The 19,091-nt window shown below is 75.4% G+C and carries 13 protein-coding genes; 3 read left to right on the top strand and 10 right to left on the bottom strand.

Going from position 1 to position 19,091, the window contains the following annotated elements; all coding sequences use genetic code 11:
* Positions 1-64: 64 nt before the first annotated feature.
* Both ACZ7HT_RS20305 and ACZ7HT_RS20310 read right to left on the bottom strand, forming a co-directional pair.
* Positions 65-463, bottom strand: coding sequence for a RidA family protein (locus tag ACZ7HT_RS20305; RefSeq protein WP_471167504.1), 399 nt, complete (start codon positions 461-463; stop codon positions 65-67).
* On the bottom strand, positions 460-1,668 hold the full coding sequence (locus tag ACZ7HT_RS20310) for an acyl-CoA dehydrogenase family protein (protein ID WP_471167507.1): 1,209 nt from the start codon (positions 1,666-1,668) through the stop codon (positions 460-462). Before ACZ7HT_RS20310 ends, ACZ7HT_RS20305 begins: the two co-directional genes overlap by 4 nt.
* Positions 1,669-2,166: 498 nt before the next feature.
* On the opposite strand from ACZ7HT_RS20310, the gene ACZ7HT_RS20315 reads away from it, so the two are divergent.
* Together ACZ7HT_RS20315 and ACZ7HT_RS20320 are read left to right on the top strand one after the other, a co-directional pair.
* Positions 2,167-3,789, top strand: coding sequence for an AMP-binding protein (locus ACZ7HT_RS20315; RefSeq protein WP_471167510.1), 1,623 nt, complete (start codon positions 2,167-2,169; stop codon positions 3,787-3,789).
* Between the two features lie 23 nt (positions 3,790-3,812).
* The gene (locus ACZ7HT_RS20320; protein WP_471167513.1) at positions 3,813-4,634 is read left to right on the top strand and encodes a PaaX family transcriptional regulator; all 822 of its coding nucleotides are present in this window, start codon (positions 3,813-3,815) and stop codon (positions 4,632-4,634) included.
* On the opposite strand, the gene ACZ7HT_RS20325 is transcribed toward ACZ7HT_RS20320, so the two are convergent.
* From ACZ7HT_RS20325 to ACZ7HT_RS20335, 3 genes are all read right to left on the bottom strand, one after another.
* On the bottom strand, positions 4,564-5,112 hold the full coding sequence (locus ACZ7HT_RS20325) for an anthrone oxygenase family protein (RefSeq protein ID WP_471167516.1): 549 nt from the start codon (positions 5,110-5,112) through the stop codon (positions 4,564-4,566). The two genes, ACZ7HT_RS20320 and ACZ7HT_RS20325, sit on opposite strands and share 71 nt — an antisense overlap.
* A gap of 76 nt (positions 5,113-5,188) precedes the next feature.
* On the bottom strand, positions 5,189-7,588 hold the full coding sequence (locus tag ACZ7HT_RS20330; RefSeq protein ID WP_471167518.1) for a bifunctional salicylyl-CoA 5-hydroxylase/oxidoreductase: 2,400 nt from the start codon (positions 7,586-7,588) through the stop codon (positions 5,189-5,191).
* Positions 7,582-8,409 carry an enoyl-CoA hydratase family protein gene (locus ACZ7HT_RS20335; protein ID WP_116158333.1) on the bottom strand — a complete coding sequence of 276 codons (828 nt, stop codon included), beginning with the start codon at positions 8,407-8,409 and terminating at the stop codon, positions 7,582-7,584. Before ACZ7HT_RS20335 ends, ACZ7HT_RS20330 begins: the two co-directional genes overlap by 7 nt.
* Before the next feature lie 282 nt (positions 8,410-8,691).
* On the opposite strand from ACZ7HT_RS20335, the gene ACZ7HT_RS20340 reads away from it, so the two are divergent.
* Positions 8,692-9,159, top strand: a complete 468-nt coding sequence (locus ACZ7HT_RS20340) for an ATP-binding protein (RefSeq protein ID WP_471167522.1) — start codon at positions 8,692-8,694, stop codon at positions 9,157-9,159.
* A 171-nt stretch (positions 9,160-9,330) separates the two neighbouring features.
* Here ACZ7HT_RS20340 and argF read toward each other — a convergent pair whose 3' ends face one another.
* The 5 genes from argF to ACZ7HT_RS20365 form a co-directional block, all read right to left on the bottom strand.
* Complete coding sequence (argF, locus tag ACZ7HT_RS20345) at positions 9,331-10,344, bottom strand: ornithine carbamoyltransferase (RefSeq protein ID WP_471167525.1); 1,014 nt, start codon at positions 10,342-10,344, stop codon at positions 9,331-9,333.
* A gap of 107 nt (positions 10,345-10,451) precedes the next feature.
* The gene (locus ACZ7HT_RS20350) at positions 10,452-11,684 is read right to left on the bottom strand and encodes an arginine deiminase (RefSeq protein ID WP_471167528.1); all 1,233 of its coding nucleotides are present in this window, start codon (positions 11,682-11,684) and stop codon (positions 10,452-10,454) included.
* 50 nt (positions 11,685-11,734) lie between these two features.
* Complete coding sequence (locus ACZ7HT_RS20355; protein WP_471167531.1) at positions 11,735-14,128, bottom strand: hypothetical protein; 2,394 nt, start codon at positions 14,126-14,128, stop codon at positions 11,735-11,737.
* Entirely contained in the window at positions 14,125-16,425 is a 2,301-nt protein-coding gene (locus ACZ7HT_RS20360) for a hypothetical protein (protein ID WP_471167534.1), read from the bottom strand. Before ACZ7HT_RS20360 ends, ACZ7HT_RS20355 begins: the two co-directional genes overlap by 4 nt.
* The gene (locus ACZ7HT_RS20365) at positions 16,422-19,061 is read right to left on the bottom strand and encodes a hypothetical protein (protein WP_471167536.1); all 2,640 of its coding nucleotides are present in this window, start codon (positions 19,059-19,061) and stop codon (positions 16,422-16,424) included. The genes ACZ7HT_RS20360 and ACZ7HT_RS20365 overlap by 4 nt, the downstream gene beginning before the upstream one ends.
* Positions 19,062-19,091 lie beyond the last annotated feature (30 nt).

A 19,091-nucleotide genomic window follows, 5' to 3' on the forward strand; every position in this document is an offset into this window, starting at 1 on the left:
AAGCCCGGCCCGGGCGGTCGACCAGTTGATCAAGAGTGCGCGGAGAGGAACGGTCAGACAGGCCCTACTCCAGGACAGCGAAGCCGTCGAGCTCCACCAGGGCCTGTTCGTCCCAGAGGCGTACGACTCCGATGACGGCCATCGCGGGGTAGTCACGGCCCGCCAACCGGCGCCAGATCCGGCCCAGTTCGTGCGCCCGGTCGCGGTAGCCGGGGACGTCGGTGGTGTAGACGGTGATGCGGGCGAGGTCGGCGGGGGTGCCGCCGGCGTGCCGCAGGGCGGTGAGCAGATTGCCGAGGGCGGTGGCGAACTGCTCGGTGAGGTCCTCCCCCACGACCTTGCCCTCGGTGTCGAGCGCGGTCTGTCCGGCGAGGAAGACGAGCCGGGTCCCGGTCGCGGTGACCGCGTGGGAGAAGCCGGTGGGCGGGGAGAGTTCGGCGGGGTTGTGGCGGTGCAGGCTCATGGGGTCGTCGTCTCCTCGGTCGTTTTCTCCGTCGTCTTCTCGGCCGTCTTCTCCTCGGTGGGCTTCTCCTCGGTGGGCTTCGTGGGAGGCACCTTCGCGTACAGCTCCTTCGCGATGATCGTGCGCTGCACCTCCGTCGCGCCCTCGTAGATCCGGGGCGCGCGGACCTCCCGGTAGAGGTGCTCCAGGAGGTGGCCGCGCTGGAGGGCGAGGGCGCCGTGCAGCTGGACGGCGGCGTCGACGACGTACTGGGCGGTCTCGGTGGCGAGGAGCTTGGCCATGGCGGAGCGCCGGGGGACGTCCGGGTCGCCCTCGTCGTACGCGACGGCGGCCGCGTACACGAGGAGGCGGGCGGCCTCGGTGCGGGTGGCCATCTCGGCGACGCGGTGCGAGACGGCCTGGAGGTCGGCGAGGACGCCCCCGAAGGCGGGGCGGGCGGCGGTGTGGGCGAGGGCCGCGTCGAGGGCGGCCTGCGCCATCCCGACGGCGAAGGCGCCGACGCTGGGCCGGAAGAGGTTGAGGGTGTTCATGGCGACGCGGAAGCCCTTGTCCGGTGCGCCGAGGAGGTCCTCGGGGCCGACGGGGACGCCGTCGAAGGTGAGGGTGCCGAGGGCGTGCGGGGCGAGCATGTCGAGCGGTTCCCCGCCGAGGCCCGGGCGGTCCGCGGGGACGAGGAAGGCGGTGACGCCGCGGGCCCCGGCGCCGCGGGTGGTGCGGGCGAAGACGGTGGCGAAGTCGGCCTCGGGGGCGTTGGAGATCCAGCGCTTCTCGCCGTGCAGCCGCCAGCCGCCGCGCCCGTCCGGGACGGCGTCGAGGGCGAGGGCGGCGGCGTCGGAGCCGGCGTCCGGCTCGGAGAGGGCGAAGGCGGCGACGGCGCGTCCCGCGGTGGCCTCGGGGAGCCAGCGGGCGCGCTGGGCGGGGGTGCCGAAGGCGGCGACGGGGTGGGTGCCGAGGCCCTGGAGGGCGAGGGCGGTCTCGGCCTCGGTGCACGTCCGGGCGAGGGATTCACGCAGGAGGCAGAGGTCGAGGGCGCCGGCCTCGAAGAGGCGGGCGAGCAGGCCGAGCTCGCCGAGGGCGGCGACTAGGGGGCGGTTCACCCGGCCGGGTTCGCCCTGGTCGGCGAGGGGCTTCAGGCGTTCGGCGGCGAGCGTGCTGAGCTCCGCACACCAGGTGGTCTGTGCCGGATCGAGCGAGAATGCGGGCATGTGGGCCCTCTCTGACGCCCTCCGGCGCCCGTGTGGCGGCGCCGCGCGGCGCCGCCGTCCCTGCGCCGTCCGGTGCCGTGGTTCCGACGCCGCCCGGCGCTCTCCTCCGGGGGCCCTCCAGGGGCCCGGCCCCGACTCCTTCCCGCGCCTTCGTGCCGGCGCCCTCCGGTGCCTTCCTCCCGACGCCGTCCGGCGTCGGGACCCGGGCGGCGTCCCGCGCCCTCGTCCGTACGCCGTCCGACGCCCTGGCCCGGACACCGTCCGACGCCCCGGTCCGGGCGGCGTCCAGCGCCCCGGTCCCGACGCCGTCCAGCGCCCCGGTCCCGACGCCGTCCGACGCCCCGGTCCGGGCGGCGTCCGGCGCCCTGGTCCGGGCGCCGTCCGGCGCCTTCGTCCCCGGGCCTCGCGGCAGCTCTGTCGCGAACCGTTGACTGTCGTCACCAACACGATACGCTCGTGGAGCGATGGACGACCCCACCACGACAGGGGGACGGACTCATGGAGCTGACACCCACGGCCCACCTCGACACGTTCGCCCGGGACCGGCTGCCCCCGCCCGACCACTGGCCCCGGCTCGTCTTCGACCTTCCCGAGCTCCGCTACCCCGACCGGCTCAACTGCGGCACGGAGCTCCTCGACCGCACGGTGGAGCGTTTCGGCGCCGACCGGCCCGCGTTCCACGACGGCGAGGGCGGGGTCTGGAGCTACGGGGAGCTCCACGAGCGGGTGGACCGCATCGCGCACGTCCTCACCACCGACCTGCGGGTGCAGCCCGGCAACCGGGTCCTCCTGCGCGGCCCCACCACCCCCTGGCTCGCCGCCTGCTGGCTCGCCGTGATGAAGGCCGGCGGGGTCGCCGTCACCGTCCTGGCCCAGCAGCGCGCCCCCGAACTGGCCGTGATGGCCGAAGCCGCCCGGTGCAGCCACGCGCTCTGCGACGACCGCGTGCTCGACGAGCTGCTCGCGGCCCGGATACCCGGGCTCCGGGTCACCCCCTTCGGCGGGGACGGCCCGGACGACCTGCTGAGCCTCGCCGGCCGGCACGCGGAGCCGTACGAGGCGGTGGCGACCGCCGCCGACGACGTCGCCCTGATCGCCTTCACCTCCGGCACGACCGGGCAGCCCAAGGGCTGCGTCCACTTCCACCGGGACGTCCTGGCCGTCGCCGACACCTTCTCCGCGCACGTCCTGCGCCCGCTGCCCGACGACGTCTTCGCCGGCTCGCCGCCGCTCGCCTTCACCTTCGGCCTCGGCGGGCTCGTCGTCTTCCCCCTGCGGGCCGGGGCGAGCGCGGTCCTCCTCGAACAGGCCGGACCCAAGCAACTGCTCGCGGCGATCGAGCGGCACCGGGTGTCGGTGCTGTTCACCGCCCCGACGGCCTACCGGGTCATGCTCGACGAGCTGACCCTGGGCACCGCCCCGGAGGTCGCCTCGCTGCGCCGCTGCGTCTCGGCCGGCGAGAACCTGCCGGAGGCCACCTGGACGGCCTGGTACGCCAGGACCGGGCTCCGACTGATCAACGGCATCGGGGCCACGGAACTGCTGCACATCTTCATCTCCGCCGCCGACGGCGACATACGCCCCGGCAGGACCGGCCGCCCGGTACCCGGCTGGCAGGCCAGGATCGTCGACCGCGACGGCAACGGCGTCCCGGACGGCGAGGAGGGGCTGCTCGCGGTGCGCGGCCCGGTGGGCTGCCGCTATCTGGCCGACCCCCGCCAGCAGGAGTACGTGCGGAACGGCTGGAACGTCACGGGCGACACGTACGTCCGCGAACCCGACGGCTGGTTCCGCTACGTCTCACGGGCCGACGACATGATCATCTCGGCCGGCTACAACATCGCGGGACCCCAGGTCGAGGAGGTGCTCCTCGACCACCCCGACGTCGTGGAGACGGCCGTGGTGGGCCGCCCGGACGAGCTGCGCGGCCAGGTCGTCGTGGCGTACACGGTGGTACGGGACGGGGTGCCGCGCGATTCGGGCACCGCCGCCGCGCTGCGGGCCTTCGTCCGCGCCCGCATCGCCCCGTACAAATCACCAAGGGAGATCGTCTTCCTCGACGCGCTGCCGCGCACGGCGACGGGCAAGCTCCAGCGCTTCCTGCTCAGGGACCCGGTATGACCGATGGGCTTTAAAGTGATCACGTGGCCGAGCAGCACACCCCCCGATCCCTGATCGTCTCCTTCTACGGCGCGTACGGCCGTGCGCCCGACGAGTCGCCGGTGCCCGTGGCGGCGCTCATCCGGCTGCTCGGCGCGCTCGGCGTCGACGCGCCCTCCGTGCGTTCCTCGGTGTCGCGGCTCAAGCGGCGCGGGCTGCTGCTGCCGGGCCGGACGGCGGACGGCGCCGCCGGGTACGCCCTCTCGGAGGACGCCCGGCGGCTCCTCGACGACGGCGACCGCCGGATCTACGCCCGTACGGAGCCGAAGCTGTCCGAGGGCTGGGTCCTGGCCGTCTTCTCGGTGCCCGAGGCCGAGCGGCACAAGCGGCACCTGCTGCGCTCCCGGCTCGCCCGCCTCGGCTTCGGCTCGGCCGCGCCCGGCGTCTGGATCGCGCCCGCCCGGCTGTACGAGGAGACCCGGAACGCCCTGGAGCGCCTGGAGCTCTCCCCGTACGTGGACCTCTTCCGCGGCGACCACCTGGGGTACACGGCGACGGCCGAGGCGGTGGCCCGCTGGTGGGACCTGCCGGCGATCGCCGGACTCCACGAGGAGTTCCTGGCGGCCCACGAGCCGGTCCTGCGGGCCTGGCGGTCGGCCCCGGCGGGCGCCGAGGACGCCTACCGGGACTACCTCCTCGCCCTGGACTCCTGGCGCCGGCTGCCCTACGCGGACCCGGTGCTCCCGGCGGAGCTCCTGCCGGACGACTGGCCGGGCCGCCGCTCGGCGGAGGTCTTCACGGCCCTGCACGAACTGCTGCGGGACCGGGGCGCGGAGTACGTCGGCCCGTTCCTCTCCGGGGAGTAGCTACTTCCGTACGGCCAGGGCCCGCAGCAGGCAGGCGAGCCCGACCGTGCCGAGGACCGCGGCGGACCAGGTTCCACGCCACCCACGGGGTCTCGAAGGCGGCGCGGGCGGCGGCGGGGTCCTTCGTCGCCGCGAGGGCGTCGTTGAGCGGGACGCTCGCCGCCGAGGTGACGACCAGGACCGCGAGGCCGAGGACGAACGCGGCGAGCGTCCAGACCCGGGCCCGGCCGGCGCGGTGCTGCCAGGCCGCGACCGCCGTGAGGACCGGCACCCCGAAGAACGGGGTGAAGAACACCGGGTTCCGGATCACGTCGTTGATGTTCCGCATCACCTCCACGTAGACCCGGTCGTCGCTGCGCGCCAGCGCGGGCATCACCGAGCAGACGTACGCGAACCACACCCCCGCGAGCAGTCCGGTCGCCACCGTCGCCGCGCCGAGGACCGCCCCGGCACCCTTCCCGCCCCTGTTTTCTGTCATGCCCCCATTCAAGGGCGGGAGTGGTGCGCGGACCATGGCCCCGCGTCGCACGCGCATACGCGAGCGTCCAGGGTCCTCACTCGCGGCGGCCGGTCGGCGGGCGGCGGCTGCCCGCGCGGTACGGGGCGGGCCAGGGGGCGGCCGGGCCCTGGTACTCCTGCTCGGCCGCGGCGTGCAGGGTCCAGTGCGGGTCGTAGAGGTGGGGGCGGGCGAGGGCGCAGAGGTCGGCGCGGCCCGCGAGGAGCAGGGAGTTGACGTCGTCCCAGGAGGAGATCGCGCCGACCGCGATGACCGGGACGCCGAGCTCGTTGCGGATGCGGTCGGCGTAGGGCGTCTGGTACGAGCGGCCGTAGGCGGGTTCCTCGTCGGGGACGACCTGGCCGGTGGAGACGTCGATGGCGTCGGCGCCGTGGTCCGCGAAGGCGCGGGCGATCGTGACGGCGTCCGCGGCGGTCGTGCCGCCCTCGGCCCAGTCGGTGGCGGAGACGCGGACGGTCATGGGCCGGTCGGCCGGCCAGGCCTCCCGTACCGCGTCGAAGACCTCCAGGGGGTAGCGCAGCCGGGCCGTGAGGTCGCCGCCGTAGGCGTCGGTGCGGTGGTTGGTGAGCGGGGAGAGGAAGGAGGAGAGGAGGTAGCCGTGGGCGCAGTGCAGTTCGAGCAGGTCGAAGCCGCTGCGGGCGGCGCGGCGGCCGGCGGCGGCGAACTGCTCGCGGACGGCGGTGAGTCCGGCGCGGTCGAGGGCGGCCGGGGTCTGGTTGACGCCGCTGCGGTACGGGAGGGGCGAGGGGGCGACGAGGGGCCAGTTGCCTTCGGGGAGGGGCTGGTCGATGCCCTCCCACATGCGGCGCGTCGAGCCCTTGCGGCCCGAGTGGCCGAGCTGGACGCCGAACGCGGTGCCGGGCGACTGCGCGTGGACGAAGTCGGCTATGCGGGACCAGGCCTCGGCCTGTCCGTCGGACCAGAGGCCGGTGCAGCCGGGGGTGATGCGGCCCTCGGGGCTCACGCAGACCATCTCGGTCATGACGAGTCCGGCGCCGCCGAGGGCCCGGGAGCCGAGGTGGACGAGGTGGAAGTCGCCGGGGACGCCGTCCTCGGCGACGTACAGGTCCATGGGTGAGACGACGACCCTGTTGCGGAGGGTCAGGCCGCGCAGCCGGAACGGGGTGAACATGGGCGGGGTGCCGGGCGGGCAGCCGAAGTCCGCCTCGACGGCGGCGGTGAAGGCCGGGTCGCGCAGCCGCAGGTTGGCGTGGGTGACGCGGCGGCTGCGGGTGAGCAGGTCGAAGGCGAACCGGCGGGGCGGCCGGTCGACGTGCCCGGCGAGCTCCTCGAACCAGCGCAGGCTGGCGCCGGCCGCGCGCTGGGTGGACTCGACGACGGGACGGCGCTCCGTCTCGTACGCGGTGAGGGCCTCGTCCAGCGTGGGGTGGGCTCCGACGGCGGCGGCGAGGGCGACGGCGTCCTCGACGGCCAGTTTGGTGCCGGAGCCGATGGAGAAGTGCGCGGTGTGCGCGGCGTCGCCGATGAGCACGGTGTTGCCGTACGACCAGCGGGCGTTGGCGACGGTACGGAACGCGGTCCACGTGGAGTTGTTCGCGCGGAGCTCCCGGCCGCCGAGCGCCTCGGCGAAGATCTTGGCGCAGCGGGCGGTGGACTCGGCCTCGTCGAGCTCGTGGAAGCCGGCGGCCCGCCAGACCTCCTCGCGCATCTCGACGATGACGGTGGAGGAGTCGGTGGAGTAGGGGTAGGCGTGGAGCTGCATGACGCCGTACTCGGTCTCGGCGATCTCGAAGCGGAAGGCCTCGAAGGGGAAGTCGGCGGCGAGCCAGATGTAGCGGCAGCGGTGGGTGGTGATCCGGGGGCGGAAGTGCGCGGCGTGGGCCTCGCGGGTGTGGCTGTGGACGCCGTCGGCGGCGATCACCAGGTCGTGGCTGGCGGCGAGGACGGCGGCGGGCGGGGCCTCGGTGCGGAACCGGAGCCGTACGCCGAGGTCGGCGCAGCGGGCGTGCAGGAGCTCCAGGAGCCGGCGGCGGCCGAGGGCGGCGAAGCCGTGGCCGGTGGAGGTGGTGCGGTGGCCCCGGTGGACGACGTCGATGTCGTCCCAGCGGACGAGCTCGCGGCGCAGCGCCTCGTACACGACGGGGTCGGCGTCCCGGATGCCGCCGAGGGTCTCGTCGGAGAGGACGACCCCGAACCCGAAGGTGTCGGAGGGCGCGTTCCGCTCCCAGACCGTGACCTCACGGACCGGGTCCTGGCGCTTGAGCAGCGCGGCGGCGTAGAGCCCGCCGGGGCCACCGCCCACGACGGCGATACGGGCGGGGCGGGGGGCGAGCACGGGGCCGGGGCGGTGGTCAGGGTCAGGACCCGGGCCGGGGGCGGCGGTGGTCCGGGGGTCCGGGTGCGGGCCGGTGGCTCGTCCGGGGGGCCGGGGCGGGTCTGCCGCGTCCCCCGGGCCCCGGCCCGGCGGCGTCAGCATCCTCGCCACTTCGGGGGGCGTTTCTCGGTGAAGGCGGCATGGAACTCGGCGTAGTCCTCGCCGTTCATCAGGAGCGCCTGCGTCGCCGCGTCCATTTCGACGGCCGCGGCCAGCGGCATGTCCAGCTCGGCGGTGAGCAGCGCCTTCGTCTGGGCGAGGGCGAGGGCCGGGCCGTCCGCGAGGCGGCGGGCGAGGGCGGCGGCCCGCTCCCCCGCCGCGCCCTCCTCGGTGAGCTCGCTGAGGAGGCCGATGCGCTCGGCCTCGGCCGCGTGGACGGGCTCGCCCAGCATGAGGAGGCGGGTGGCGTGGCCGAGTCCGACGACCCGGGGCAGCAGATAGGCGGCGCCCATGTCGCCGCCGGAGAGCCCGACCCGGGTGAAGAGGAACGAGAAGCGGGTGGTCGGGTCGGCGATCCGGAAGTCGGCGGCGAGGGCGAGGACGGCCCCGGCCCCGGCGGCGACGCCGTGGAGGGCGGCGACGACGGGGAAGGGGCATTCGCGGATCGCGCGGACGACCTGGCCGGTCATCCGGTTGAAGTCGAGGAGCCGGGCGGTGTCGAGGGCGAGGGTGGCGCCGATGATCTCGTCGACGTCGCCGCCCGAGCAGAAGCCGCGGCCCTCGCCGCCGAGGACGAGGGCGCGGACGGCGCGCTCGCGGGAGAGTTCGGCGAGCAGGTCGCGCAGGTCGGCGTAGGCGCCGAAGGTGAGCGCGTTGAGTTTCGCGGGACGGGCGAGGGTGACGGTCGCGACGCCCTGGTCGATGTCGAGGCGCAGGTGCTGCCAGTGGGCCGTGCGGGGCGTGGAGCCGGTAAAGGGGCTCATCCGAGGGGCCTCCTTCCTCCGCAGGGAGGGTATCACCGTACTGTGACTGTCGTCACGAGTGCGCGATAAGGCCGATAAGGACGGTGTGAATCCGGACCTCCCAAGGTCCCGGACGATCGCCGACCGAGGTCCCTGCCGCGAGGGTGGGGGTGCCCTGGGAAACGGATTTTGCACCTCGTAAGGTTGAAACCAGGACGTCTTGGGTTCCCCCACCCCGCCCCACTCGTCCCGCCCCACCTCCCGGTGAAGCGCCCACTCCTCGGTGAAGGGAGCCTGCCGCACATGCCCGAAGCCACCACCGGACCCGCCACCGCCTGGCGCGTCCGTCTGCCCCACACCACGGCCGCCGTGCCGATCGCCCGCACCCTGGTCCGCAACGCGCTCACCGACCTCACCTCCGGGGCCGGGTGCCGCCCCGACTGCGACACGGCGGAGCTCCTCACCGCCGAGCTCGTCGCCAACGCCGTCGAGCACACCGCCGGCGCCGGCCCCATCGAGCTGGTCGTCGCACTCCTCTCGGCGCCCGGCGGCTGTCAGATCGAGGTCCACGACTCCCAGCCCGCCCGCCCCGGCGAGCTCGTCTGCCCCGACCCCGAGACCGGGGTCGACCCCTGGCAGGAGCACGGCCGTGGCCTCCTCCTGATGCGGGCGCTCAGCAGCGACTGCGGCCACCGCCCCACCGCGCAGGGCAAGGCGGTCTGGTTCACCCTCCCCGGGATACCGGAACAGCGGCGTCGACGGGCGGACTGACGAGCCACGGCCCCCGCGGAGCCGTGGGGGCTACGCGGGGGCCGTGAGGGGTACGCGGGGGCGCGGGGGCTACGAAGGGGCCGTGCGGGGTACGCGGGGCTGCGGGGCCCGCGAGAGGGCGCGGGAGCCCCAGGTCCTCCGCGGGGCGGGCCCACAGGGGGGCGCGGGGAACTACTCCCCCGCCGGGGCGCCCAGCGTCGCGACCATGACCGCCTTGATCGTGTGCATCCGGTTCTCGGCCTCGTCGAAGACCACCGAGTGCGCCGACTCGAAGACCTCGTCCGAGACCTCCAGCTCGGTCAGGCCGTGGCGGGCGTGGATGTCCCGGCCGACGGCCGTGCCCAGGTCGTGGAAGGCGGGCAGACAGTGCAGGAACTTGACGTCCGGGTTCCCGGTGGCGCGCAGCACGTCCATCGTCACGGAGTACGGGGAGAGCACGGCGATCCGCTCGTCCCAGACCTCCTTGGGCTCGCCCATGGACACCCAGACGTCGGTGACGACGAAGTCCGCGCCGGCCACGCCCTGCGGCACGTCCTCGGTGAGCGTGATCGTGGCGCCGCTCGCCTCGGCGAGCTTGCGGGCCGCGGCGACGACCTCCTCGCCCGGCCAGTACGCCTCGGGGGCGACGATCCGGACGTCCATGCCGAGCAGGGCGCCGGTGACGAGGTAGGAGTTGCCCATGTTGAAGCGGGCGTCGCCGAGGTACGCGAAGGCGATCCCGTCGACCGGCTTGTCCACGTGCTCGGTCATGGTGAGCACGTCGGCCAGCATCTGGGTGGGGTGCCAGTCGTCGGTGAGGCCGTTGAAGACGGGTACGCCCGCGAAGGCGGCGAGCTCCTCGACCGCCGCCTGGCTGTCCCCGCGGTACTCGATGCCGTCGAACATCCGGCCGAGGACACGCGCGGTGTCCTTGACCGACTCCTTGTGGCCGATCTGGGAGCCCGAGGGGTCGAGGTAGGTGGTGGAGGCGCCCTGGTCGGCGGCGGCGACCTCGAAGGCACAGCGGGTGCGGGTCGAGGTCTTCTCGAAGATCAGCGCGATGTTCCTGCCGCGCAGCCGCTGCACCTCGGTGCCCGCCTTCTTGGCGGCCTTGAGCTCGGCGGCGAGCGCGATCAGGCCGCGGAACTCCTCGGCGGTGAAGTCCAGCTCCTTGAGGAAGTGGCGGCCGATGAGGTCTGTGGCCATGGGACGCGCTCCTGTGGGTACGGGTCGGGAGGACGGCGGTCGGGACTCCTGGAAGTGTATACGCACATCAACATTTCTATACAGCCCCCTCCCCTGCCGTGCCGCGTTCAGGCGGCTTCCCGCTCCACCGGGCAGCTCATGCAGCGCGGACCGCCCCTCCCCCGGCCCAGCTCGCTGCCGGGGATCTCGATCACCTCGATGCCCTGCTTGCGCAGATGCGTGTTCGTCGTGACGTTCCGCTCGTACGCGACGACCACCCCCGGCTCCACGGCCAGCACGTTGCACCCGTCGTCCCACTGCTCGCGCTCCGCCGCGTGCACGTCCTGGGTCGCCGTGAGCACCCGGATGTCCTGGAGCCCCAGAGCCGCCGCGATGGCGCTGTGCATCTGCTCCGGCGGATGGTCGGTGACCCGGAGGGACTGCCCCGCGTCGCCCGGTTCGATCGTGTACGAGCGGAGCATGCCGAGCCCCGCGTACTGCGTGAACGTGTCCTGGTCGACCATCGTCATCACCGTGTCCAGGTGCATGAACGCCCGCCGCTTCGGCATGTCGAGCGCGATGAGCGTGCGCGCCGAACGGGACGCGAACATCCTCCGCGCCAGCATCTCCACCGCCTGAGGCGTGGTCCGCTCGCTCATCCCGATCAGCACGGCGCCGTTCCCGATGACGAGGACGTCGCCGCCCTCGATCGTCGACGGATAGTCCGTCTGCCCCTCCGACCAGTGGTGGAAGGAACCCGCCTCCGGGCCCGTGAACAGCGGATGGTGCTTGTAGATCGCCTCGAAGTGCACCGTCTCGCGCTGCCGGGCCGGCCAGCGCATGGCGTTGATGGACACGCCGTCGTAGATCCAGGCCGAGGTGTCCCGGGTGAAGAGGTGGTTCGGCAGCGGGCCGAGGACGAAGTCGTCCAGGTCCAGGGCGTGGAAACGGACCGAGGTCGGCTCCCGGTGCACCGCCAGGAACTCCCGCTTCGTCATGCCGCCGACGAGCGCGTCGACGAGCGCGGTGGCGTCCAGCGAGTCGAAGGCCTCGCGGAGGTGGTCCGCGGCGAGCGGCCCGTACTCCTTCTCGTCGAAGACCCGGTCGAGGACCAGCGCGCGGGCCGCCGGGACCTCCAGGGCCTCGCGCAGCAGGTCCCCGAAGAGGTGCACCTCCACGCCCCGGTCCCGCAGCACGTCCGCGAAGCCGTCGTGCTCCTGCCGGGCCCGGCGCACCCACAGCACGTCGTCGAAGAGGAGGGCGTCCTTGTTGGACGGGGTGAGCCGCTTCAGCTCCAGATCGGGCCGGTGCAGGATGACGCGGCGCAGGCGCCCGGTCTCGGAATCGACATGGAATCCCATGCGCCCATCCTGACGGAGCCGGGCTCGCCCGGCCCGCCTTTCGACGTGGGTCACCCGCCCCACTTGGCCAGGCCGATCAGGATGATCGCGACCACCAGGCCGCCGATCAGGAGCGCGGCGCGGCGCAGGAAGCGTCGGGTGTAGCCGTTGCCGAGGTCGTCCGGACGCTCCGGTTCCGGTGCGGAGCTCGGACGGGGCGCGGTGCGCGGCAGGCCGTACGCCTCCTTCAGGAGCGTCAGCCAGACGGCGTCCGGGAGACCGGGACTCTCTCCGTCGACGATCAGCCAGAACGCCTCCCGGGCGGACGGCTCCGGGCTCGTACGGAGCCGCGCGAGCAGCTCCGCGACGGTGCCGACCGGGGCGCCGCCGCCGGCGAGCAGCGGGCGGACGGCCCAGTGGTGCAGCTCGGCGGCGTTGGCCGCGCGCTGCTCCGGCGCCGGCTCGGACGGGTCGTCCCGCGCGGTGGGCGGCGGGACCGCCCACAGCCCCCTGTCGATGGCCACCTCGCAGAGCTCCCGGCGCATCGGATGGCCCCAGGACGGCCGGCGCCGGGCGACCTCCCGGAGCAGCACGGTGACGACGGCGTACGCCTGGGGCCGGCGCAACGCCGCGAGCAGCTCCCGGCTGCCGGCCCGCACGACGAGCTCCCGCGCCTCCTCCACACTGCGCACGGTCGGCAGCTTGTGCACGAGCGAGGTCTCGACCTCCCGCCCCTGCCTCCGCCGCCGCACCCCCTTACCGGGCCGGGTCCACTGCGACCCGACGGCCGGCAGATCGGGCCGGGGGTGGGCGACGGCACCCCCGTGCGCCACGTCGGCGGGCCACCGGGCGGTCGGGACGTCGGGGGCGGGCGGGGAGTCGGGTACGGGAGGGGAGTCGGGTACGGGAGCGGGGGGAGTCACGGGCGGCGGCGGGGTCACCGGGGCGGACGCGGGCTCGCGGGCGTAGGCGGGCTCGGGCTCGCGGGCCTGGGCGGGCGCGGGGTCACGGACGTAGGCGGGCGCGGACGCGGACGCGGGCTCGCGGGCCTGGGCGGGCGCGGGTCGGTCCGGATCCGGACCTGCCGGTCCTGAGGCATCGGACCACGGCCCCGGGGAGACCGGGTACGACGAGCGCGCGGAGTCGGGCCGCACGGCACCGGACGGCTCGGGACGTTGAGGCTCCGGGGTGGCGGGGTACCGGGAGTCCGGGGTGGCGGGTTGCCGGGAGTCCGAGGCGCCGGGGTGGCGGGAGTCCGGGGTCCCGGGGGTCCGGGGGTCCGAGGTGCCGGGGGTCCGGGGGTCCGGGTTTCCGGGGTGCCGGGGGCTGGGGCTGTCCTGCTCCCGAGGGTCCGGCGCGGACCGGCCCCTCGGGGCGGAGGTGGTCTCGTCCCAAGGGCCAGGGGCTTCCGGTGCGGAGTGGGCGCCGGGCCGCGGCGTGGGCCTGTCTTCCTCGTCCCACGCGGCCGGCGTGCCCCGGTCGGCCTCGTTCCGGGGGTCGGGGGGGGGCCCCCCCCCCCCCCCCCCCCCCCCCCCCCCCCCCCCCCCGCGGGGGGGCAAAGGGGGGGGGGCCATCGCGTCTCGGCGGTTGGTGGGTTGGGTGGACGCTTCCCAGGAGGGGGGAACAAAGAGGGTGGCGGCGGTGCGGAGGGCTCTGCCGACCACGCGGTCGCGGCCCTTCGCCTCCAGCTCCCACAGGTGGTGGCGGACGAGCCGGGCCGCGACCTCCTCCGCCCGGTCGCCGCACCGCTCGCGCGGGTCGACGCGGCGCCGTTCGGTGTTGCGGCTCGCCGCCCCGGACCAGCGGCCGACGAACGCGAAGCGGAGCACCGGCAGTTCGACCGTGTCGTGGGTGGCGAAGGTCCACGGGCGTTTGGTGAGCGCGCCGAGCATGCTGTGCAGCCCCCACAGCACGGGGCACGCGGTGTCGCCCCGTTCGTCGAGGACGGTGAACAGGGCGTCGGGGTGCCGCAGGAACTCCGCGAGCGTGCCGACGAGTTCGTCGACGGCGTACGGAAGCAGCCGGTCGAGCTCCAGCAGGCCCCGGCGGCTCGCGGCGGGGACGAGGACCTCCGCCGGGACCACCGGCAGCCGCCCCCGCGCCCGGGTCGCGTTCGCGGCGGTGGCGCCGTCCCAGTCCCAGCGGTGGAGCCCGAGGCAGACGGCGGGGCTGAGGAGGGCGGGCGCACCGACGAGGGCGTGGCAGAGCACGGACGTACGGCCGTCGGCGTCCATGAAGGGCGTGCGCCGGACGAGCATCACGTAGTCGCGCCGCCGCAGCCGGATCAGGGCCGGTCGGGTCTCGTCCCCGGCGGCCCGCAGGACGGGGCCGGAGACCTGGAAGAGGTTCTCGGTCTCGTCGCGGGCCCCGGACCAGGCGACGGGCCCGAACCCGGTGTTGCCGCTGAGGTTCTCGCTGTCCCAGCGGAAGACGATCTGGTCGAGCTCGTTCTCCGTCCGCGTCATCGGACGATCCCCTCCGTAGGTTCCGCCCCGGGCAGCAGCCCGCAGTGGGCGAAGAGCGACAGCAGCGGCGCGAGGACCCGGCGCGGCCGGGCCCCGTGCGGGAATCGGTCGCCGCGCGCCTGCCCGCCGGTCGCGGCGACGAAGTGCAGGGTGCAGTCGGCGCAGTCGTCGAAGGGCTTGAGCCAGGCGGCACTGGCGTGGTGGGCGAGGAACGCGTACGCGTCCCGGCTCTCCGCCCGGAGCGCCTCGGGGTCGTGGCGGCCGGGCAGGGCCCGGCCGAGCCAGCGGTCGACGACCGGTTCGAAGCGGACGAGGTCGCTCTTGTTGACGGCGAGCGCGGCGGGCGCGGCGACGAGGCCGCCGCGCTGCCGGGGAATGCGGTTGAGGACGGTGGTGAAGGCCTCGTCGCCGAGGTCGCGCCGCCGCAGCCCGCTCTGTTCGCGCACCGGGTCGAGGCCGGGCAGCCGGAGGGCGCGCAGCGGGTCGAGGACGAAGATGAAGGCGTCGACGCCCATGAGGAAGCGGCCGACCTCCCCGTCCTGGGCGAGGTCCTCGCCCGCGAGGTCGAAGAAGACGACGGGGCGGGGCGGGGCGGCGCCCGCCGAGACGAGCAGGCCGTCGGCGAAGCGCGCGAAGGTCTGCTGCCCGGTCCGGCCCAGCTGCTGGCCCTCTTTGAGTCTCTGGACCCGTTCGCGCACGAACGTGCGGTGCGCTTCGGGGTTGAGGGGCCTGCATTTGAGTCCGTACGGTTCGAGGCCGCCGAGTTCGACCTCGCCGAGCATGGCGGCGAGGAGGTGGGTCTTGCCGACGGAGGAGCTGCCGACGAGGGCGACGGAGAGCGGTTCGCCGTTGGTGAGGTAGGGGACGGGGAGTTCGTGCTCCTCGTCGCCGTCCGCGGTGTGCGGGCACAGGTGGTAGGCCTTGCGCAGGGCGTCCGCGACGTGGCCGGGGCGGCGTTCGGCGCTGAGGTCGAGCGGGATCCGGTTGCCCTTGGCGTCGATGGTGACGAGCAGCCGTTCGTCGTACTCGACGGGGAGCAGGCAGTGCGGGCACATGCGGCTGCGCGACGCCGGGGACGCCGCCGGCTCGGGCGGCACGGCGGGGGCCGCGGGCCGGAAGGAGTCGCCGCCGCCGAAGATCCGGTCCCGGAGGGAGGGGCGCGAGCGCGGGGACGGCGGGGGCGGTTCCTCCGCCTCCACGGGGAGCGGGACGCCGCCCGCGGCCGCGCGCTTCCTGGCGATCTGCCGGTCGTACTCGGTACGCCACCGGTCGAGCGGGTCCGCCGTCCCGGTGCCGGAGGCGAGCGGGTCGGGGACGTGCAGGAGCCGCAGCAGCTCGTCCGGCCGGGGCCGGTCCGCCGCGCGCGCGGCGAAGAACCCGCTCTGCCCCAGGGCGGCGAGCCGCCGGTAGTCGCCGAGGTCGGCCGGGGGTCCCTCGCCCCGGTCGGGGCGGCCGGCGAGCAGGTAGTAGGCGAGTTCGGCGACGGACCACAGGTCGTCGCGCGGGTCGGCGGTTCCGTGGCCCGCGCGCTGCTCGGGCGAGGCCCAGGGGGCGCCGCCGAAGGGCTCGCGGGCCTCCCCGGCGCGCTGCGCCGCGTACGGTTCGCAGAGCCGGATCCGGGCGCCGTCCCACCGTACGGTGTCGGGCGCGACGGCCCGGTGCACGAAACCGGCCTCGGCCAGGAGCCGTACGGCCATGGCGAGTTGGCCGGTGACGCGCTCCTGGTCCTCGGCGCCGAGGCGCCCGGCCCACTCGGACAGCGGGCGGCCGGCCGGCGGCCGGTACAGCACGAAGGGCTCGGGGGCGGTCAGGTCGAAGCCGACGATCCTGGCGAAGACCGCGCCGAACTTCGCGCCGCCGTAGCGCCGTTCGAGGGCGACGGCGGCCTCCACCTCCCGCTCCAGGAGGGCGTACGCCCGCGGGTCGCCCTGCGCGGACGACGCGAGCCGGTACTGGAGGACGGGCGAGCCCGCGCCGAGGACCGCCCGGCGGGCGAGGACGCCGGGACGGCCGGGCGGCCGGCGGTCCTCGCCGTAGCGCACGGTGAAACGCGCCGGCACCTCCCGGGGGGTGAGGAACTCCAGCTCCTGGTAGTACGGATGGGTCGGCGTGGTCGGCTCGCTCAGGTGGTCGGGGTGCTCGGGACCGAGCGGCTGGTTCGGGTCGCCCGAGTGGTCCGGGCCGGGCGGCTGGTCCGGCCCGAAGGACTGGTCCATGTGCGCCGGGCCCGTCGGACGACTCGGGTCGCTCGGATGGTTCGGGTGGTTCTGATGGTTCGGATGGTTCGGGTCGGTCACGGTTCTCCCGCCTCCTCGGCGCGGACGGTGTGCACGACGTCCGCGCGCAGCGGTACGAGACGGAGGATTCCGGCGTGGCGTCCCGCGCCGGTCCACACGACGTCCTCGGCGGTGCCCCGCCAGATGTCGTCCCCGGCGGCGCCGCGCCGCATCGCCTCGGGCACGAAGCGGACCTGCCGGGCGGCGTGCGGGTCGTGGGACAGCAGCCGCAGGTGCTCGGGGCCGCACAGCACGACCGTACGGCCGGGGTCGTCCTCCGCCAGGAGCAGCCGGGCCACCGCGTCGGCGGCGACCCCGGTGAGCCGGGCCGCGTCGGGCCGGTCGGAACGGTCGGTGAACGCCGCGAGGGAGGTGAGCGCGTCGGGGTCGCGGAGCCCCTCGTACCGGGGCGGCGGCGAGGCGGCCACGTCCCGCTCCAGGCGGAGCCGGGTCTCGTCCAGGAGCTCCGCGAGCCGCTGCTCGTGGCCGGCCCGCGCGAGGCCGCCCGGGTCGCGCTCGATGCCCGCCCAGCAGCGGTCGAGGATCAGGACGGTCCCGGCGACCAGGTCGCCGACGAGGGTGTCGACGAGCGCGGGGCCCCCGTCCCCGTACCGCCGCTCCAGCCAGCCGGGCGCGGGGCCGGACAGCGGCCCTGCGGCCAAGACCCCGGGGTCGCGGTCGAAGGAGCCGGAGGGAGAGGGGTACGGAGAAGCGGCGGGTTCGGCCGCCCGGGACTCGCCCGGTGGTGCGGACCACGGGTCGGCCGCCGGGGATGCGCCCGGCGCTTCGGACCACCGGTCGGACGCCGGAGACGCGCCCGGCACCTCGGACCACCGGTCGGACGCCGGAGACGCGCCCGGCGCTTCGGTCCAGAGGTCGTCCTCCGCCCCGTCGCCCCAGGCCTCCGCCGTCTCCCCCCAGTCGTCCGCGTCGTCCCGCCAGTCCTCCCAGCTCCACGACGCCGCACCCGTCTCCCGGCCCTGCGCCGGTTCGGCCTCCGGGTGGTGGTCCTTGCGCGCCGGGCGCGGCTGTCCGTGCGTGTCGGCGGTCTCCGCGAGGCCCCGGAGCAGTCCGGCGACGGCTCCCGCCCCGGCCGAGCAGTGGTGCCGTACCTCGGCGAAGAGCCAGTCGTGCACGGCGGTCGTGACCACGAGGTCCTGGATCTCCCGCAGGATCCGCCAGGCCTCCTCCGGGTCCGCGCGGGCCCACCAGTCGTCCACGGCCCGGGTCCAGTCCCGCAGCGCGAGCAGCACGACGGCCGCCACGGCCACGGTCGCGGCCACCGCCCCCGCCCAGACGGGCAGGCCGAGGAACTGGCCGAGGCCCGCCCCGACGAGACCGCCGAGGAGTCCGCCGAAGAGCCGGGGCGCGGCTCCCGTGGCACCGCCGCCGTCGATCCGCCCGTCGGGCGAGCGGTTGGGCCTGCGCCGCAGCATCAGATGGGCGAGCCCGGCGGCGAGGACGCCGACGGCCGGACCGAGGACCCAGCCGAGCAGCGGCCAGAGGCCGGCGAGCAGCGCCAGGAGCCCGGTCACGGCGAAGGCCACGGGCCGCGAACCGCCCGCGGTGAAGGGGTACGAGGCGCCGAGCCGCCGCAGCCGCTCGCGGCCGCAGATCGCGTCGAGCCGGGCGAGCCGGGCCGCGCTGCCCACGGGCGCGGTGCGCGCGGACAGCGCGGAGAGCCGCGCCGCGACGGAGCGCAGCGGCAGTCCCTTGCCGATCAGGTCGTGCGTGAGGTCGCGCAGCGCCGGGACGATCCCGGCCCGCGAGATCTCCCGCGGCAGTTCCGGGAGTTCGATCCCCCGCTCGCGCAGCACGCCCCGGTGCTCGGCGGTGAGCCGGGTGCCGCCCGCCGCGCCGAACGCGTCCGCGACGGCGGTACGGAACCGGTCGAGCTCGTCCGCCACCCGCTCGACGTCCCCCGGCAGGTCGCCGCCCCGGCCCGCCCCGGTGAGGAGCCCGGCCGGGCCCCGGACCCGGTGGTAGCCGTCGACGGCCTCCCCGACCGCCGCGTCGCAGGCGGCGAGCCGGGCGCCCGCCCGGCCCTGGAGCGGCAGCCAGGCGTGCCCGGACAGGGAGCGCGGCACGCCCTCGTCGAGGAGGAGCGCGAGCGCGGCCGGCACCTGCTCGGCGGAGACGTTCCCGGCGGGGACGTCAGGGCCTGCCAGGCCTTCCACCGCCTGCCGCCAGGCGCGCGCCCTGGCCTCGTCGGTCAGGTCGTGCTCCAGGACCCGCGCGGCGGGCACGGCGACGCCGTGCACCACCTCGCCGAGCGCGCGCAGGACGGCGTCGAAGACCTCGGGCGTGGACAGGACGTCGACGAGCGGGCGCAGCACGGCCTCGCCCGGGACGCCGTCCTCCGTGGAGTCGAAGACCCACAGGACGCCGGCGGCGGGCGGGCGGAGGGTGAGGGAGCGGTTCAGCGTCCGCTCGCCCCGGGCGCCGACGGCCAGGCACACGATGTGCGCGGGGCCGTACGAGGAGAGGCGCTCGTACAGCAGCTGGTGGGCGACGAGCCGGTCGGCCTCGTCGACGACGAGGAAGCGCCGCTCGCCGCCGGGCTGCGGGACGTCCAGGGCCGCGCGGACGGCGGCCTCGGAGTCGTACGCCCGGCCCGTCGGCGTCCGCAGGTCGATGCAGACGGCGTGGCCCGGCATCGGCCGCTCAGGGAGGACGGAAGGGACTCG

The organism is Streptomyces sp. NPDC037410 (genome assembly GCF_055602235.1).

What these genes read in the sequence shown, in the direction of transcription:
- ACZ7HT_RS20305 (WP_471167504.1), bottom strand. Translation starts at nt 463, where the DNA reads ATGAGCCTGCACCGCCACAACCCCGCCGAACTCTCCCCGCCCACCGGC.
- ACZ7HT_RS20310 (WP_471167507.1), bottom strand. Translation starts at nt 1,668, where the DNA reads ATGCCCGCATTCTCGCTCGATCCGGCACAGACCACCTGGTGTGCGGAG.
- ACZ7HT_RS20315 (WP_471167510.1), top strand. Translation starts at nt 2,167, where the DNA reads ATGGAGCTGACACCCACGGCCCACCTCGACACGTTCGCCCGGGACCGG.
- ACZ7HT_RS20325 (WP_471167516.1), bottom strand. Translation starts at nt 5,112, where the DNA reads ATGACAGAAAACAGGGGCGGGAAGGGTGCCGGGGCGGTCCTCGGCGCG.
- ACZ7HT_RS20330 (WP_471167518.1), bottom strand. Translation starts at nt 7,588, where the DNA reads ATGCTGACGCCGCCGGGCCGGGGCCCGGGGGACGCGGCAGACCCGCCC.
- ACZ7HT_RS20335 (WP_116158333.1), bottom strand. Translation starts at nt 8,409, where the DNA reads ATGAGCCCCTTTACCGGCTCCACGCCCCGCACGGCCCACTGGCAGCAC.
- ACZ7HT_RS20340 (WP_471167522.1), top strand. Translation starts at nt 8,692, where the DNA reads ATGCCCGAAGCCACCACCGGACCCGCCACCGCCTGGCGCGTCCGTCTG.
- argF (WP_471167525.1), bottom strand. Translation starts at nt 10,344, where the DNA reads ATGGCCACAGACCTCATCGGCCGCCACTTCCTCAAGGAGCTGGACTTC.
- ACZ7HT_RS20350 (WP_471167528.1), bottom strand. Translation starts at nt 11,684, where the DNA reads ATGGGATTCCATGTCGATTCCGAGACCGGGCGCCTGCGCCGCGTCATC.
- ACZ7HT_RS20355 (WP_471167531.1), bottom strand. Translation starts at nt 14,128, where the DNA reads ATGACGCGGACGGAGAACGAGCTCGACCAGATCGTCTTCCGCTGGGAC.
- ACZ7HT_RS20365 (WP_471167536.1), bottom strand. Translation starts at nt 19,061, where the DNA reads ATGCCGGGCCACGCCGTCTGCATCGACCTGCGGACGCCGACGGGCCGG.